This window comes from Mycolicibacterium doricum (assembly GCF_010728155.1).
GTDB lineage: Bacteria > Actinomycetota > Actinomycetes > Mycobacteriales > Mycobacteriaceae > Mycobacterium > Mycobacterium doricum.
The window spans coordinates 404,293-419,631 of record NZ_AP022605.1; the positions used below are offsets into that span (position 1 = coordinate 404,293).

The 15,339-nt window shown below is 68.1% G+C and carries 17 protein-coding genes and 1 tRNA gene; 11 read left to right on the forward strand and 7 right to left on the reverse strand.

The annotated features are described in order from the left end of the window. Positions 1–4 precede the first annotated feature (4 nt). The 3 genes from G6N07_RS02000 to G6N07_RS02010 all read left to right on the forward strand — a co-directional run bounded on the left by G6N07_RS02000 (position 5) and on the right by G6N07_RS02010 (position 3,217). Complete coding sequence (locus G6N07_RS02000) at positions 5–1,171, forward strand: zinc-dependent alcohol dehydrogenase (protein ID WP_085192149.1); 1,167 nt, start codon at positions 5–7, stop codon at positions 1,169–1,171. A gap of 143 nt (positions 1,172–1,314) precedes the next feature. Further along, positions 1,315–2,442 (forward strand): glycosyltransferase family 4 protein, encoded by a 1,128-nt coding sequence (locus G6N07_RS02005; RefSeq protein WP_085192215.1) that lies wholly within the window; start codon positions 1,315–1,317, stop codon positions 2,440–2,442. A 67-nt stretch (positions 2,443–2,509) separates the two neighbouring features. Next, a complete protein-coding gene (locus tag G6N07_RS02010) occupies positions 2,510–3,217 on the forward strand; it encodes a demethylmenaquinone methyltransferase (protein ID WP_085192214.1) in 708 nt (235 codons plus the stop codon). Between the two features lie 94 nt (positions 3,218–3,311). On the opposite strand, the gene G6N07_RS02015 is transcribed toward G6N07_RS02010, so the two are convergent. Further along, on the reverse strand, positions 3,312–5,504 hold the full coding sequence (locus tag G6N07_RS02015) for a phosphatase domain-containing protein (protein ID WP_179959936.1): 2,193 nt from the start codon (positions 5,502–5,504) through the stop codon (positions 3,312–3,314). 180 nt (positions 5,505–5,684) lie between these two features. Beyond that, on the reverse strand, positions 5,685–6,905 hold the full coding sequence (gene menJ / locus G6N07_RS02020; protein ID WP_085192148.1) for a menaquinone reductase MenJ: 1,221 nt from the start codon (positions 6,903–6,905) through the stop codon (positions 5,685–5,687). A 20-nt stretch (positions 6,906–6,925) separates the two neighbouring features. Between menJ and grcC1 the strand changes: the two genes are divergently transcribed. From grcC1 to G6N07_RS02035, 3 genes are all read left to right on the forward strand, one after another. Then, positions 6,926–7,933 (forward strand): nonaprenyl/(2E,6E)-farnesyl/geranylgeranyl diphosphat synthase, encoded by a 1,008-nt coding sequence (gene grcC1 / locus G6N07_RS02025; protein ID WP_179959937.1) that lies wholly within the window; start codon positions 6,926–6,928, stop codon positions 7,931–7,933. An 80-nt stretch (positions 7,934–8,013) separates the two neighbouring features. Further along, on the forward strand, positions 8,014–8,889 hold the full coding sequence (gene htpX / locus G6N07_RS02030; protein WP_085192146.1) for a zinc metalloprotease HtpX: 876 nt from the start codon (positions 8,014–8,016) through the stop codon (positions 8,887–8,889). A 103-nt stretch (positions 8,890–8,992) separates the two neighbouring features. Next, positions 8,993–9,580 (forward strand): hypothetical protein, encoded by a 588-nt coding sequence (locus G6N07_RS02035; RefSeq protein ID WP_085192145.1) that lies wholly within the window; start codon positions 8,993–8,995, stop codon positions 9,578–9,580. A gap of 3 nt (positions 9,581–9,583) precedes the next feature. On the opposite strand, the gene G6N07_RS02040 is transcribed toward G6N07_RS02035, so the two are convergent. Continuing rightward, entirely contained in the window at positions 9,584–10,609 is a 1,026-nt protein-coding gene (locus G6N07_RS02040; protein ID WP_085192144.1) for an NAD(P)H-dependent glycerol-3-phosphate dehydrogenase, read from the reverse strand. Positions 10,610–10,810: 201 nt separating this feature from the next. Next, entirely contained in the window at positions 10,811–11,302 is a 492-nt protein-coding gene (locus G6N07_RS02045) for a YajQ family cyclic di-GMP-binding protein (RefSeq protein ID WP_085192143.1), read from the reverse strand. A gap of 101 nt (positions 11,303–11,403) precedes the next feature. On the opposite strand from G6N07_RS02045, the gene G6N07_RS02050 reads away from it, so the two are divergent. Further along, positions 11,404–11,486: transfer RNA gene (locus tag G6N07_RS02050), tRNA-Tyr, on the forward strand. A 45-nt stretch (positions 11,487–11,531) separates the two neighbouring features. Here the strand turns inward: G6N07_RS02050 and G6N07_RS02055 are convergent. Further along, positions 11,532–12,215, reverse strand: coding sequence for a GAF and ANTAR domain-containing protein (locus G6N07_RS02055; protein ID WP_163784047.1), 684 nt, complete (start codon positions 12,213–12,215; stop codon positions 11,532–11,534). A gap of 240 nt (positions 12,216–12,455) precedes the next feature. Next, positions 12,456–12,620: a hypothetical protein gene (locus G6N07_RS20045; RefSeq protein WP_235849879.1), complete on the reverse strand. Its 165-nt coding sequence runs from the start codon at positions 12,618–12,620 to the stop codon at positions 12,456–12,458. 424 nt (positions 12,621–13,044) lie between these two features. Between G6N07_RS20045 and G6N07_RS02065 the strand changes: the two genes are divergently transcribed. Together G6N07_RS02065 and G6N07_RS20050 are read left to right on the forward strand one after the other, a co-directional pair. Beyond that, on the forward strand, positions 13,045–13,437 hold the full coding sequence (locus tag G6N07_RS02065; RefSeq protein WP_085192141.1) for a Fis family transcriptional regulator: 393 nt from the start codon (positions 13,045–13,047) through the stop codon (positions 13,435–13,437). Beyond that, positions 13,434–13,610, forward strand: coding sequence for a hypothetical protein (locus tag G6N07_RS20050; protein WP_235849877.1), 177 nt, complete (start codon positions 13,434–13,436; stop codon positions 13,608–13,610). The genes G6N07_RS02065 and G6N07_RS20050 overlap by 4 nt, the downstream gene beginning before the upstream one ends. Before the next feature lie 156 nt (positions 13,611–13,766). Here the strand turns inward: G6N07_RS20050 and G6N07_RS20055 are convergent, their stop codons facing one another. After that, complete coding sequence (locus tag G6N07_RS20055; RefSeq protein WP_235849875.1) at positions 13,767–14,030, reverse strand: hypothetical protein; 264 nt, start codon at positions 14,028–14,030, stop codon at positions 13,767–13,769. Between the two features lie 259 nt (positions 14,031–14,289). On the opposite strand from G6N07_RS20055, the gene G6N07_RS20060 reads away from it, so the two are divergent. Then, entirely contained in the window at positions 14,290–14,685 is a 396-nt protein-coding gene (locus tag G6N07_RS20060) for a hypothetical protein (protein WP_235849873.1), read from the forward strand. A 140-nt stretch (positions 14,686–14,825) separates the two neighbouring features. Then, positions 14,826–15,080, forward strand: a complete 255-nt coding sequence (locus G6N07_RS02075) for a hypothetical protein (protein ID WP_109749321.1) — start codon at positions 14,826–14,828, stop codon at positions 15,078–15,080. Positions 15,081–15,339 lie beyond the last annotated feature (259 nt).

Genomic DNA, 15,339 nt, shown 5'->3' on the forward strand with positions numbered 1-15,339 from the left:
ACTCATGCGCGCACTGTGCTGGAACGGTGTCAACAACCTGTCCGTCGAGACCGTCGACGACCCGGAGATCCTCAACCCCCACGACGTCATCCTCGAGGTCACGCTGACCACGACGTGCGGATCGGATCTGCACTTCATCGACGGTTACCTGCCCGGGATGCGGGAGGGTGACGTGTTCGGTCACGAGTTCATGGGCAGGATCGTCGAAGTCGGCCGCGAGGTCGGCGACGTCAAGATCGGCGACCGTGTCGTCGTCCCGTCGTTCATCGGCTGCGACCGGTGCTGGTACTGCGAGCACGACCTGTACTCGTGTTGCGACACCACCAATCCCAATGCCGAACTGCAGCAACCGCTTCTGGGTTACCCGTCCGGCGGGATCTACGGTTACACCCACCCCTTCGGCGGCTACGCCGGCTCGCACGCCCAGTTCGTTCGGGTGCCGTTCGGCGACACGAACTGTTTCCCCATCCCCGGCGACGTCACCGACGAACAGGCCCTGTTCCTGTCCGACGCCGCCCCGACCGGGTTCATGGGTGCCGATTTCTGCGACATCAGCGGCGGCGACACCGTCGCGGTCTGGGGCGCCGGGGGAGTGGGCTTGATGGCGGCCAAGAGTGCTTTGCTCCTGGGGGCCGAGCGCGCCATCGTCATCGACCGCATTCCTGAACGGCTGGCGCTGGCCCGTGAGTTCGGGCTGGAGACGATCGATTACAGCGCGGCGGACAGCGTGCAGGAGTCGCTGCGCGAGATGACCGGCGGCCGCGGACCCGACGCGTGTATCGACGCGGTCGGCATGGAGGGACACAGCACCGGCCTGCAACAGGCCTACGACCGGGCCAAGCAGCTGCTGCGTCTGGAGACCGACCGCGCGAGCGCTCTGCGGCAGGCGGTCCTGGCCTGCCGCAAGGGCGGCGTGGTGTCGGTGCTGGGTGTCTACGGTGTGACCGACAAGTTCCCGATGGGCGTGGTGACCAACAAGGCGCTTACGATCAAATCCGCTCAGCAACACGGTCAGCGGTACATGCCGCGACTGTTCGACTACGTCGGGCAGGGCGACCTCGACCCGGCGAAGCTGATCACCCACGACCTCCCGCTCGAAGAGGGGGTGCGCGCCTACGACATGTTCAAGAACAAGCAGGACAACTGCATCCGGGTGGCGCTGCGTCCCTAGGCCGGCCTAGCCCACACCCGCACAAGACAGCACACCGCACAAGACAGCACACCCGCACAAGACAGACGGTAGCGCGCCTGCTCTTCGTGTCGCGTATTCCGGGACGCAACCTCCGCGACAGTTTTCGCTGCGACTCTCAGGTGGTGCGCGTTGCGATCGTCGCCGAGTCCTTCCTGCCCAACGTCAACGGCGTCACCAACTCGGTGCTGCGGGTGCTGGAGCATCTGCGCCGCACCGGACACGAGGTGATCGTCATCGCCCCGGACGCCCCGCACGGTGAACCTCCGGCCGAGCGGGTGCACGACGGGGTCAGGGTGCACCGGGTGCCGTCGCGGATGTTCCCGAAGGTGACCTCCCTGCCGCTGGGTGTGCCGCGGCCCCGCATGGTAGGGGTCCTGCGCGGATTCGACCCCGACGTCGTGCACCTGGCATCCCCGGCGCTGCTCGGCTATGGCGGTCTCCATGCCGCCCGCCATCTCGGTATCCCGACGGTCGCAGTGTTCCAGACCGACGTCGCCGGTTTCGCACAGAGCTACGGCATCGGTGCGATGTCGCGCGCCGCGTGGGCGTGGACCCGGCATCTGCACAGCCGCGCCGATCGCACGCTGGCGCCGTCGACCTCGGCGATGGAGAACCTCGAGGCGCACGGCGTCCCCCGGGTGTACCGCTGGGCGCGCGGTGTCGACATCACCGGTTTCGCACCGTCGGCGCGGGACGAGGGGTTGCGCCGACGTTGGTCGCCACCGGGCAAGCCGATCGTCGGGTTCGTCGGGCGCTTGGCACCGGAGAAGCATGTCGAACGGTTGGCGGCACTGAGCGCGCGCGACGACCTGCAAGTGGTCGTCGTCGGCGACGGTGTCGACCGGCCGAAGCTCGAGTCGTCCCTGCCCACCGCTGTGTTCACCGGGGCGCTCTACGGTGACGAGCTGGCCTCGGCGTACGCCAGCATGGACGTCTTCGTCCATCCCGGTGAGCACGAGACGTTCTGTCAGGCGGTGCAGGAGGCGATGGCCTCCGGTCTGCCGGTGATCGCCCCGAACGCCGGAGGACCGCGCGATCTGGTCGCGCCGTACCGCACCGGCCTGCTGCTCGACGTCACCGACTTCGAGGACAGGCTCAGTGAGTCCGTCGATCACCTGATCGCCGAGCGCCGGCGGTACTCGCCGGCAGCGCGGCGCAGCGTGCTCCACCGCACCTGGCCGGCGATCTGCGATGAATTGCTCGCCCATTACGAGGACGTGGTGGGGCAACGCCGGCTGCGCGCGGCTTGACGCCTAACAAGGGCAGCGGCGCACCCTCCTTCCCGATGGCAGCAGATTCACAGGTAGCGTCGGCGTGGTGAGCCGGGCGACGTTGGACAAGAACCCCCACGAAGTCGCGTCGATGTTCGACGCGGTGGCGCGCCGCTACGACCTGACGAACACGGTGCTCTCATTCGGGCAGGACCGGTTCTGGCGTCGCGAGACCTGTTCGGCTTTGGGCATCGGCCCGGGCGACAAGGTGCTCGACGTCGCGGCCGGCACGGCCGTGTCGACGGTCGAACTCGCCGCCTCCGGCGCTTGGTGTGTGGCCGCCGACTTCTCGGTGGGCATGCTGTCGGCGGGCCGCCGGCGCGACGTCCCGAAGGTCGCCGCCGATGCGACCAGGCTGCCGTTCGCGGACGAGTCGTTCGACGCGGTGACCATCAGCTTCGGTCTGCGTAACGTGGTCGACCACGTCGCGGGGCTCAAAGAGATGGCGCGGGTGACGCGGCCGGGTGGACGGCTCGTGGTGTGCGAGTTCTCCACCCCGACCAACGGCGTCTTCTCCACGCTCTACAAGGAGTACCTGATGAAGGCGCTGCCGCGGATGGCGCGTGCGGTGGCCTCCAATCCCGATGCCTACGTCTATCTGGCCGAGTCGATCCGCGCCTGGCCGGACCAGGTGGGTCTCGCGAAGCGCATCGAGGATGCGGGGTGGTCGCAGGTGCGCTGGCGCAACCTGACCGGCGGCATCGTGGCACTGCACGCCGCGGTCAAACCGCCGCGCCCCCGAACATCCGGATGACGAAACAGACCGCCGCGGTGCCGATCACGGCGAACACGTCGAGCGCGAACAGCAGCGGCGGTTGGGTGTTCACGCGTCCTGCCTGTCACGGGGGTCAGTAGGCGCGGCGCAGCCGCATTCCCAGCGGCCGTCCGTCCGGATCGAGCACGATCCGGTACGCGGGTATGGTCAACCACCGGTGGGGTGCCGGCGGTCGCGTTCGATCGTGTCCGAACACGTGCGGGCGCAGCCTCCCGGGTGGTCGTGGCCCCCGACATCCGCTGGCATGCCATGTGTCGAGGGCCGTCGCCCGCGCGCGCACGGTGGCGGCCGCCCGCGCCGGGTCGAGTAAGTCGTCGTCCGCCGCGAGGGCGAGGTGTTCGCGCATCAGGTCGACTCGCAGCCCGCGCGCGAACTTTCGGGCTCCGTCGCCCAACCCGCCGGGGTCGTCCGGCGCGCGGGGGTCGCGCTCGTCGTCGATGATCGCGGCCGCCAGTTCCGAGTCATGCGTCCAGGAGCGGTTGTTGAGGTTGTTGCTGCCCACCACTGCCCAGACGTCGTCGACGATGCACACCTTGGCGTGGACGTAGATCGGCCTGCCTTCGTCGTTCTCGATGTCGAAGATCTGGACGCGCGAACCTCCCGCGGCCCGCACCATCGCCATGGCTTCCAGCTGACCCAGCCCGGCCGCCCGCGTGGCCACCTTCTGGTCGACGCGGCGCGGCACCACGGCGATCAGATGCAGATCCGGTGAACGTCGCAGCGCCGCGGCGAAGAGGCGCGCCACGTCGGCCGACCACAGGTACTGGTCCTCGAGATAGATCAGTCGGCGGGCTCGCCGCAACGCCTTGGCGTAGCCACGGGCGACGCTGCGTTCACCGAGCGGGGCGAACGGATGCGGCGGCCGGCGGCGCGGATAGGTCCGCAGGAACTGCACTGCACAGTGACCGGCATCCGGTGGGTCCGGCGCGGGTTCCGGAAGCGGTGATGCGGTGCGCGGTGAGCCGTTGATCCGGTCGCCGAGGACGTGCCACGGCAACCGGGTCGTCGGCGCGGGATCGTCCCACCGTTCTCGGATCGCATCCTCGACCTCCCGCACAGCTGGTCCGCGCAACTCGACCTGGATGTCGTGGCGGGCGGGGGTGGCGCCGTACAACTCGTCGGACGAAGCGGCCTGCGGGTCACCTTGATGGCCGGCGTCGTCGCGGCTGCCGCGGTCGAAGTCGATCCCGCCGACGAACGCCAGGTCGTCGCCGGGGCGACCGGCGTAGCGGATCGCGACAGCCTTCTGATGGTGGCTGCCCAGGGCCCGGACCCGTTGGTCGAGAAGCACTTCGACGCCTGCGGCAGCCATCTCCGCGGCGAAGTTCCGGTTCTGCTCGAGGTGGTAGCCGAAGGTGCCCCGATGCGCACGCCACAACAGGCCGCGGACCAGCGCACCGCGCCCAGATGCGGCGGCGAGCGCCTCGCCGATCGTCGGCCCGCCGTCGGCGAGCAACTCCTCGGAGTCGGCACGCCACCCGGCGAACAGGATCACGTCGCCCGGCCCGGCGGCGGCGACCGCCTCGGCGAGTGCGGCGAAATAGGTGCGCCCGTGCACCAGCGGGCGGACGGCGTTGTTCGCCGTCCAGGGACGCAGCCGGGTGACATCGTTGCCCCGTTCACCCGCGGTGAGGAACCACGCGTCGACGGCGGTACGCTGCTGTGGCTCCAGGCCCAGGCTCGCGTCCAGTTTCGGCAGCATCTCCTCGGCGTTCGGAGCCGCCACCACCTCGACGCCGGGCAGGTCGTCGCCGTCGAGAAGCCGCCGCGATTGCAGGCGGTCCTGGCGCAGCGCGATCACCGCCACCCGCCCCGGATGGCGGCGGGCGAAATCGGCGAACAGGTCCGGATCCGGTCCGGCGTCGTCGCCGATGAGGATCCAGCGCAGCTGCGGTTGCCGCTCGGCCAGACGATCGAGGGCGGCGCGCTTGGGTGCCAGGCTGTGGCCGACGAGCCAGCCGGGGGCGAGGTCGCCTCCCGCGGGCAACGCCGTGCCGCCCGGGTAGCCGTTGCGGTTCAGCGCCTCGGTGACCAAGGGTGCGGAGACGTCCGGCGCGGCGGTCAGGTAAAACACCTGGGGTTCGAGGTCTGAGTGCGCGAGGTGCCGCAGGAGATGCGGCATGCCCAGCACTGACCGGCGATCGCCAGGGCTGCGGTTGAACAGCGCGCCCACTCTGCCCAGCTGTCGGCGCACATGCGTGATCGGCAGCACCCCGTCCACGTCGCACACCACGCCGAACTCGGGCTCGACGGGTGGGCTCGGCATCCCTGAATTGTGCCCGACTGCCCAGGTATGACGTGCCAAAGCGCAGAATCGATCGGTCATCGGTTCGGACACCATGCGCGGCAACGGATTCAGGACCGTGCCGCCCGTAGTCGGAGCGCTGTACATCCGCGCACTGCCAGTCGGCGGGCCGGCTCGACCGGCCACCGTACCGACGCGTGATCAGCTGAACGGTTTGCGCGCATCCAGTCCGCGCGAGGCCAGACCGCCCGCACGCCACACGTGGGCAATCCAGTCGGCGTCCTCGTCGGTGACCAGGTTGCCCATGACGCGGACCGCGATGCGCATCAGCGTCGTCGACCGCATCGCCACCGGGCCGGTCACCGGCAGGAACCTCGGCAGGGTGAGCAGCAACGCCAACCTGCGCGCGACGGAGAAGCCGCGGGCGTAGTGCGCGCCCAGCACGGTGGGCCACGCCTGCGACAAGTCACCGGAGCCGAGCAGGTCGGCGGCCAGCCGGCCGGTCTCGAGCCCATAGTCGATGCCCTCACCGTTGAGCGGATTCACACACGCGGCCGCGTCGCCGATCAGCATCCAGTTCGGGCCGGCGACACCCGAGACCGCGCCACCCATGGGCAGCAGTGCGGACAGCGGGGCGCGTGGTTCCCCCTCGAAACCCCATTCCTCCCGCCGCAACGCCGTGTAATACGACATCAGCGGGCGCAAGGCCGCATCGGCGGGCCGTTTTGCGGTCGCCAGGGCACCGACGCCGATGTTCACTTCGCCGTTGCCCAGCGGGAAGACCCAGCCGTAGCCGGGCAGCACCTTGCCCTCGGGTGAGCGCAACTCGAGGTGCGAGGTGATCCACTGTTCGTGGCTCCGGGGGCTGGGGAGGTATCCGCGCACGGCGACGCCGTAGACGGTCTGCTGATGCCAGCGACGGCCGAGCGCGCGGCCGAGCGTCGAACGCGCGCCGTCGGCGACGATCAACGTTCCCACGCCGACCTCGTCGCCCGAGTCGAGTGTCAGCGTGTCGACGTGTCCGGACGAATCATGGCTGACGTCAACAGCTTTGGTGCCCAGCATCATCCTTGCGCCGTCGTCGGCGGCGACGCAGCGGATGCGGTCGTCAAGTTCGGTTCGGGGCACCGCACTGCCCGTGGACGGGAACGACGGCCCCGGCCAGGCGACTTCCACGGCGGCGCCGAATCCCGACATGCGCAGCCCTCGGTGGCGGATGCGGGTGTCCAGCCAGGGGCCGAGGCCGAGGCGTTCGAGCTCGGCGACCGCTCGCGGAGTGAGCCCGTCACCGCAGGCCTTGTCGCGCGGGAAGCGGGCGGAGTCGATCACGAGCACGTCGCGGCCGGCGCGGGCCGCCCACGCCGCGGCCGACGAACCCGCCGGTCCGGCGCCGACCACCACCACATCCGCCTGGGTCTTCATTGTCACAGTATGTTGGCAGGGTGAGGACACCGGCGACTGTGGTGGCGGGCGTGGATTTCGGCGACGCGGCCTTCGCGGCTGAAGTCCGCGCCGGAGTCACCCGCATCGAGGATCTGATGTCGACGGAGCTGGGCAAGGCGGACGAGCTGATGGCCGAGGCGGTCCAGCATCTCTTCCAGGCCGGTGGCAAGCGGTTCCGTCCGCTGTTCACGGTGCTCTCGGCTCAGCTCGGACCCGATCCCAACGCCTGGCAGGTGACGGTGGCTGGTGCGGTGATCGAGCTGGTGCATCTGGCGACGCTGTACCACGACGACGTCATGGACGAGGCGGAGGTGCGGCGCGGGGCGCCGAGCGTCAACGCCCGCTGGAGCAACAACATCGCGATCCTCGCCGGTGACTATCTGTTCGCCACGGCGTCGAGGCTGGTTTCGCGGCTCGGACCGGAGGCGGTGCGCATCATCGCCGACACGTTCGCCCAGCTGGTCACCGGCCAGATGCGTGAGACGCGTGGCGCGGTCGAGGGCGTCGACGACATCGAGCACTACCTCAAGGTGGTCTACGAGAAGACGGCGTGCCTGATCGCCGCGTCCGGCCGGTTCGGCGCCACGTTCTCCGGTGCCGGCGAGTCCCAGATCGAGCGGTTGGCGCGCCTCGGCGGCATCGTCGGCACCGTGTTCCAGATCTCCGACGACATCATCGACATCGACAGCGATCCGGACGAGTCGGGCAAGGTTCCGGGCACCGACCTACGTGAGGGTGTTCACACTCTGCCGGTTCTCTACGCGTTGCGGGAGTCCGGCCCCGAGGCCGACCGGCTGCACGAACTGCTCGCCCGGCCCGTCGACAACGACGACGATCTGGCCGAAGCCCTGCGGCTGCTGCGCCGCTCACCAGGCATGGAGCTGGCCAAGGCGACCGTGACACGCTACGCGCAGCAGGCCCGCGACGAATTGGCGGCGCTGCCGGACGTGCCGGGACGCCAGGCGCTGGCCTCGTTGGTCGACTACACGGTCACCCGGCACGGCTAAAAGTCGTCGGAACCCAGACGGCGGTATGCAGCGTTGGATCAGCGAAGACTTCACCAGGAGACTTCGCGAGGAGGTAGCTGATGACGTGGAATCCGCACGCGAACAGGTTCAAGACGTTCCTGTTGTTGGTGGGGATGTCTGCGCTGATCGTTTTCGTCGGTTCGCTGTTCGGCCGGTCGATCATGGCGCTGGCGGTGCTGTTCGCCGTCGGCATGAACATCTACGTGTACTTCAACAGCGACAAGCTGGCCCTCAAGGCGATGCATGCCCAGCCGGTCAGCGAATTGCAGGCGCCGGTGATGTACCGCATCGTGCGAGAGTTGGCCAACGCCGCACACCAGCCGATGCCTCGGCTGTACATCTCCGACACCGCGAACCCGAATGCGTTCGCTACCGGACGTAACCCGCGCAACTCCGCGGTGTGCTGCACGACGGGCATTCTTCAAATCCTCAACGAACGCGAACTGCGCGCGGTGCTCGGCCACGAGCTGTCGCATGTGTACAACCGCGACATCCTGATCTCGTGCGTGGCCGGGGCGATGGCGTCGGTGATCACCGCGCTGGCCAACATCGCATTGTTCGCCGGGATGTTCGGCGGCAACCGCGAGGGAACGAACCCATTTGCCTTGCTTTTGGTTTCGTTCCTCGGCCCGATCGCGGCGACGGTGGTGCGGCTGGCGGTCTCGCGGTCGCGGGAGTACCAGGCCGACCAGTCCGGCGCCGAGCTGACCGGCGACCCGCTGGCGCTGGCGTCGGCGCTCCGCAAGATCTCGGGCGGGGTGGAAGCGGCGCCGCTGCCACCGCATCCGCAGTTGGCCGACCAGGCGCACCTGATGATCGCGAGCCCGTTCCGGTCGGGGGAGAAGATCGGCAAGCTCTTCTCGACGCACCCGCCGATCGCCGACCGGATCCGCCGGCTCGAGGGGATGGCGGGGCGAGGTCCGGGCCTCTACTGACCCCTCCGGCGCCGAGTGGGAGCCGTAATGGGCGAACGGCTGCGGCACACAGGCAGCCGCGAAAGCACGAAACGAATCCCACCCCCGACGCGATGATCAGTTCATGCACCAGCAGTCAGCCCATGCGCGCGGTCGCACCGACACATATGGTGTGGGCGTGCTCAGCAGAATCCTGGCAGGAACCGCGACGGTCGTCGGCGCCGCGGTGATGACCGCAGGCCTCGCCGCCGCCCAGCCCCCCGCGCCCGGCCCGCCACCGGCGCCCAACGTCAACGCGTGGCCGCCCGTGAGCCCCGCGGAGTTTACCGCGATGAACGGCACCTGGTACACGTTCGGCGCGCCGGGTGGGCTGACCTGCGTCATCCAGCGCGGCGGCGCCTACGGCTGCAGCGGCGCGATCCCCGCTGCACCCGGCGGTGCGAACCTGGTGAGCGGCGGCATCGGCGGCGTCCCGACGTTCGCCAACGCGGCGGCGCCGTTCTCCGACGCCGTCGAGACGGTCAAGCCGTTGCCGCCCAACACGCGCATCAGCTTCCAGACCGTCAGCTGCGGCACCGACGGCACGATGACCACGTGCGTGGACGCCCACAACGGCGCCGGCTTCGTCATCAGCCCCGCGGCCAGCTTCGTCCTGCAGCCGAGCAACCCGCTGCTGCTGCCCCGCGAAGGTGACAACCCTTACTTCAACTGACGTCTAGAAGCCCGAGCCGTGCACCTCATGGCCGGGCTTCTCGGCGATCAGGCCGCGGTAGGCCTGCTCCACCGTCGACCCGTGGTTGATCACGCCGTCGACCTCTCGGGCGATCGGCATGTTCAGTCCGTACTCGTCGGCGAACTCCATGATCACCTTGGAGGCCTTCACCCCCTCGGCGACCTGGTTCATCGCCGCGATGATCTCCTCGATCGACTTACCCGCGCCGAGCTGCTCACCGACGTGACGGTTGCGGCTGCGCTGGCTGGTGCACGTGACGATCAAGTCGCCCATCCCGGCCAGACCCGCGAAGGTGTCGCGATGCCCGCCCATGGCCTCGCCGAGTTTCGACATCTCGCGGACCGCACGGGCGATCACCATGGCGCGGGTGTTCTCGCCGATGCCAAGTGAATAACCCATGCCGACCGCGATCGCGTAGACGTTCTTGAGGGCGCCGGCCATCTCGACACCCACCACATCGTCGGTGGTGTAGGTGCGAAAACGCTTGGTGCGAAACAACCCCGCCAGGTGTGCGCAAAGGTGCGGATCGGGCATCGCCAGCACCGCCGCCGCGGCGTATCCATCGGCGACCTCGCGGGCGATGTTGGGGCCGGCCAGGATTCCCGCCGGGTGGCCGGGCAGCACCTCGTCGATTATCTGGCTCATCCGCATGTTGGTGCCCTGCTCGAGCCCCTTGACCAACGACACCACCGGAACCCACGGCCGCAGTTCGGCGGCGAGTTCCCCGAGCACGCCGCGGAACCCGTGCGACGGCACCCCCATGACGACGACGTCGGCGCTGTTGGCCGCCTCGGCGAAGTCGGTCGTCGCGCGCAACGTCTCGCTGAGGAGGCAGTCGTCGCCGAGGTAGCGGGGGTTTCGGTGGTTGGCGTTGATGTCCTTGGCGGTGTCTTCCGAGCGCACCCACTGGATCGTGGGTGCGCGCCGTGAGCAGATCGATGCGACGGTGGTGCCCCAGGCTCCACCTCCGAGGACGACGACCTTGGGCTGTCGTTTCTCGTGCGCCATGGCGATCAGCGTAGGACCGGTGCCCCGCTCAGGGGGGTGATTCGAGTGGTGCAGCAACCGCGTCGCGCACCGGGCGATGATGAGGTCCGGTCGGCCCCCCTGGGGGTGTGGTGACGGTTTCGCCGTCGTGGTGTGCCGCAACACCACCGAATCACCGCGACGACGGCAAGACCGTCGGCCCCGACACCATCGCGGAGTTGCTCAGCGGTAGTTGACGAACTGCAGTGCCACGTCGAGGTCGGCCTGCTTGAGCAGTGCGATGACGGTCTGCAGGTCGTCACGCTTCTTGCTGCTCACCCGGATCTCGTCGCCCTGGATCTGGGCCTTGACGCCCTTGGGGCCCTCGTCCCGGATGATCTTGGTGATCTTCTTGGCCTGCTCGCTGGTGATGCCCTCTTTGATGGTGCCGGACACCTTGTAGGTCTTGCCGCTGGGCTGCGGGTCACCGGCGTCGAAGGCCTTCATCGAGATGTCCCTGCGGATGAGTTTCTCCTTGAAGACGTCGACGGCGGCCTTCACGCGTTCCTCGGTGGAGCTGACGATCTCGATGGCCTCGTCGCCCTTCCAGGCGATCGTGGTGTCGGTGCCCCGGAAGTCGAAGCGGGTGCTCAACTCCTTGGCTGCCTGGTTCAACGCGTTGTCGACCTCCTGGCGATCGACCTTGCTCACGACGTCGAAGCTGGAATCCGCCATGGACTCGCTCCCTCCTGGCTTGTTCGGACGTTTTCGTCTTCGGCCCATCCTCGTTGTACCCTGCTAGTCGCACCAAATCCGAGAGGACGGTGCGACCACCCGGCAGGTTGCCCGAGCGGCCAATGGGAGCGGACTGTAAATCCGTCGGCTTACGCCTACGCAGGTTCGAATCCTGCACCTGCCACACTGGTCAGGCCCCCTTTCGAGGGGGCCTGATTGCGTGTGGCCGCTACAGGGAGTCGATCACCCTCCGGGCGATCACCCTCACGGGCGTGTTGCTGTCCTGTGAGAGCCGGACCATCAACTCGAAAGCGCGCACCGCGTCGATCGAGAATTCCTTCATCAGAATGCCTTTGGCCTGTCCGATCTCATCGCGACTGGCTATGGCAGATCGGTATTGCCGGTGCTTGTTGGCGGCCATGATCGCAATGGCGGCGTGGGTGGCGAGCAGCGCACCGAGCGCCTCGCCCTCGCTGTCGATGGCGTGCGGTGAGCGGCTGAGGAGGTTCAGAGCGCCCGAGGGACCTCGCTGGACGAACAGTTGGAATGACACCAGGCTACGAACACCCGCCGCGACCGCGGCTGAGCTGAAGGCCGGCCACCTCGGATCCTGCTCCAGGTCGGGGCTCCGGATCGCCGTGTGGTCCTCTGCGGCCTCCAGGCACGGCCCCTGTTCGGTTCGCATCTGGAGTTCGTCGAGGTCACTCACGATTGCATCGGTGGGTGCCACAGACCGGAACCGGCCGCCGTCGATCAGCAACACGTCGGCGTAGTCGACGCCGTCGATCAGCTCGACCGCGGCAGCGGTCACCCTGCCCAGGGTCTGGTCGAGGTCCGCTTCGTCGACGAAGTTCTCCGTCAGCTCTCGCATCGACGCGATGAGCGCCGGTTGATGCCCGCTTTCGGTGGCCATAGGGCCTCTTCCCGGACGCGATCGACCGCGGTGCAACGCCCTTGGAGCCATCCTATGCCCGACAGTCAGCTCCGCCGCCATCGCCGAGAGGACAAAAGCTTGTCTACTTGCCGCCCGCCGGCAGGTAGACAAGCAATCGTGACGTCGCATCCCCCGGCCGACGCACCTGGACTCGATTCCGCTCGCCGGCGCCGCAGATCGTCGCCGAGTCCTTGTCCAATAAACCAAGTTCCCGACCGCTCAGGAATCGGGGTTTCCCCTACGTTGCCCGTCCGAGTGCAGGATTCGGGTGCCGACCTTGCCGCTCAACCGTTGTGGCTCCAGTCCGGCCTGCGCACACGTGCGCGACACGAGACCGGGTTCACATCCGTCGAACACGCCGTAGAGCACCTCGTCTGCCGGCACGGCGACCGTCAGGGCCCAGGTGGATGTCGGTCCCCTCGGCGCGCATCTGCGCCGTGACCGACTCTATGCGGGCGACGAAGGCGTCGATCAGCTCCTCGCCCACAGCGGCACTGCGCCACGCCCACAACCACCTTGTGGGGGCGGAGCGCCACTGCATGACGAACACTGGGAAGGGCTGGTCTCGGCCCACCCCCGGGCGGTCTTGCGTAGCCGCGTGCGCGATGGTTCCCAACTCGCTCCCACCGGCTCATCGTACCGTCGCATCGGAACGTATGTTCGATGCGACGGCGCGAATGGGATGGCGGACCGACGCTGTGCGCACAACGATCACTTGTGATGAGACACAAGCAATGCTTGTAGGTGTCCCCGGGGTGGTGGATAGCGTCCCCCATGTGTTGATAATGCGCCGCGAGTGGGACGCCACATGACCGCGGGCGATCCCACCGTGGCGCTGATACAAGCTGCGGCGCAACGTGATGCCGACACCTTCGCGGCAAGGATGGCCGACTCGTCGCTAGAGGCGGCTATAGACATTTGGCTTCGCCGCGTAGCCCGCCGCAAGGTCAGCCCCACCGTACGCAATCGACTGGTCCGCGCCGTTGAGCGCGGCGACGCGACCGAAACCAAGGACGTTCAACTGACCCGCGCCGCGCTGCTGCGCAAAGCGGGCCTAGACGAGCGGCCAGCCGCCGCCGCGGCAATTGCCGCCGGCGCGACCTACACCGAGGTCGGTGCCGTCCTGGGAATGACTCAGCAGGGAGCCAGCGCCCGAATCCGCCCCTACCTAGTGCGCGACGACCGCGAGGTCCAAACGTGACCGGGCCGGCGCCGAGCATTGATCGCCATATCGTCATCGTCGCCGCGGATGGTTCGTTCACCGCGGCGGGAGACCGGCTCACCGGCGCTGTCGATACCGCCGACAAACTCGAGAAGCTCATCGAGTGGGTGCATCAGCGAGGAGGGCTCCAGCCCGTACCTGGTGAAGGATAGCCTGAGCCGGCCCGCGTATGGGTGGTTGGGGCCGCATGCGACCTACTGGCGGGAACGCCTGTCGCCCAGGCTGCCGACGACAACGAAGCCGAACGCATCGGGCAAGTGCTCGCCCCGCTGGTCACGCGCGGGTGGGAACTGCGCGGCAGACCGACCTCAGCGCTCCTGCTCACCCGTGGCCAGTGCGCGCAGCGGATCCGCGTGGAAGTCCTCGCCGAGCGCCAACCCTGGCTCGCCGCCGGACATGCGGCGGTGGTCGGGAATCCGGCAGAACTCGGCCGCCGGGTTACGCGCGTGGTATGCCGCAGTGGGAACCCTGCCGGCCCGCAGCGGCGCAGCCTCGGCAGCAGTCCTCCACGACCACATCATGCGTGCCCGGACAGGCCGTCGCGGCGCTGTCGTGTCGACCCCCGGCGTCATGCCAGCCTGGGTGCAGCCCGACATGCGGATCCAACCAACCTGGTGTGCCTCCGCGGACGAGGCGGAGCGTGAGTTCGAGCGCTCAGACGAACTGGTGTGTCTAACACAGCTGTGCCCGCAACTGGCCTCAGCTGGAATGCTGACCCTCGGCTACGGCCAGCCACAGGTGCTTGACGGCTAGGCCGCGGCCGAATCCAAGCGGCCATTCGGCCTGTGGGGTGCGACTCTGCCTGCCGCCGAAGAGTCCAACCTTCCCGCGATGCTGCCGCTGCCGCACCCCCAGATGCGGCCCGACCAGCCCGCCCAGGCGTGGCTGACCACCGAGGACCTCGACGGTCTGGCTAAAGACACCCGTGACGGCGGCGCCGGCCTGAGCGCCGGGCAGCTCGCCATTGACGAGGCGACCGTCTGGCCGCAGCAGGGCCGGGTCCTAGAAGCGTGGGCGACGCGGCTGAGGGAGGCCCGAGAGACTTTCCGTGACGATTCGGTACTGCAGTCTCTGGTCGACATCGCCGCCGACTACCTCACTGCGCTGGCCGCCCCGGACACCTGGCGGGAGGACGCCTGGCGCACCACTTCCAGCCCGCGTGGCCGCGGCGATCGCCGCCCACATCCGGTTCCGCGGCCGGCGGGCAGCGATGCGGCTGTCCCGTAAATACCGCAGCTGGCCGGTCTGGGCGCACGACGCCGCCATGATCTACACCCCGGCACGTCGGACAAGTCGCCGAACTGGCCTACACCCACCACATCGGATACCAGCTCACCCCGAATACACAGAAGCCGAAGGGGAATGTCGTGACTGCTGTGGTTGAGGGTTCGGTGGGTGTGGTGTCGCGTTCGGTCTCGGAGGCGCTGCAGGGCCGACGACGGCAGTCGGAGATCGGCATGATCAGCCCAGTTGAGTTCGAAGACCGCCACAATCAGACGGCACAAGCCGCCTGCCCCGTGTCCACCATCCGGGGTCAACCTCAGGCGGCGCTGAATCGGTGGTGTTTGTCGGTGACGGGCAGCATGATGGGTTGCGTGGCCGCAGACGGTGGATTGGTGTAGGTCGAGGGGATGCTTGGCTGTGAGTGTCGATACGAGCGTCCGGCCGCTGTGGGCGAGAACCGGGTACAAGTTCTTTCCCTACGCAGCGCGACAGGCTGATCAGTGGTGGGTGCTGAGGTTTAACGTCGGCTTCCCAGAACACGATATGTACAGGATCTTCATCGGAACTCTTCTGATTACTGACGGGGCATAGCGTCCAATCCTCCTATAGAGATCAGAACGAAACCTGGGGTACTTCATCGGTAGTTTGTTGAGGTAG

Excerpts from the sequence above, each read along its gene's own strand:
- G6N07_RS02000 (WP_085192149.1), top strand. The coding sequence starts at position 5 with ATGCGCGCACTGTGCTGGAACGGTGTCAACAACCTGTCCGTCGAGACC.
- G6N07_RS02015 (WP_179959936.1), bottom strand. The coding sequence starts at position 5,504 with ATGCCGAGCCCACCCGTCGAGCCCGAGTTCGGCGTGGTGTGCGACGTG.
- menJ (WP_085192148.1), bottom strand. The coding sequence starts at position 6,905 with ATGAAGACCCAGGCGGATGTGGTGGTGGTCGGCGCCGGACCGGCGGGT.
- htpX (WP_085192146.1), top strand. The coding sequence starts at position 8,014 with ATGACGTGGAATCCGCACGCGAACAGGTTCAAGACGTTCCTGTTGTTG.
- G6N07_RS02035 (WP_085192145.1), top strand. The coding sequence starts at position 8,993 with ATGCACCAGCAGTCAGCCCATGCGCGCGGTCGCACCGACACATATGGT.
- G6N07_RS02040 (WP_085192144.1), bottom strand. The coding sequence starts at position 10,609 with ATGGCGCACGAGAAACGACAGCCCAAGGTCGTCGTCCTCGGAGGTGGA.
- G6N07_RS02045 (WP_085192143.1), bottom strand. The coding sequence starts at position 11,302 with ATGGCGGATTCCAGCTTCGACGTCGTGAGCAAGGTCGATCGCCAGGAG.
- G6N07_RS02055 (WP_163784047.1), bottom strand. The coding sequence starts at position 12,215 with ATGGCCACCGAAAGCGGGCATCAACCGGCGCTCATCGCGTCGATGCGA.
- G6N07_RS02065 (WP_085192141.1), top strand. The coding sequence starts at position 13,045 with ATGACCGCGGGCGATCCCACCGTGGCGCTGATACAAGCTGCGGCGCAA.
- G6N07_RS20055 (WP_235849875.1), bottom strand. The coding sequence starts at position 14,030 with ATGACGCCGGGGGTCGACACGACAGCGCCGCGACGGCCTGTCCGGGCA.
- G6N07_RS20060 (WP_235849873.1), top strand. The coding sequence starts at position 14,290 with ATGCTGCCGCTGCCGCACCCCCAGATGCGGCCCGACCAGCCCGCCCAG.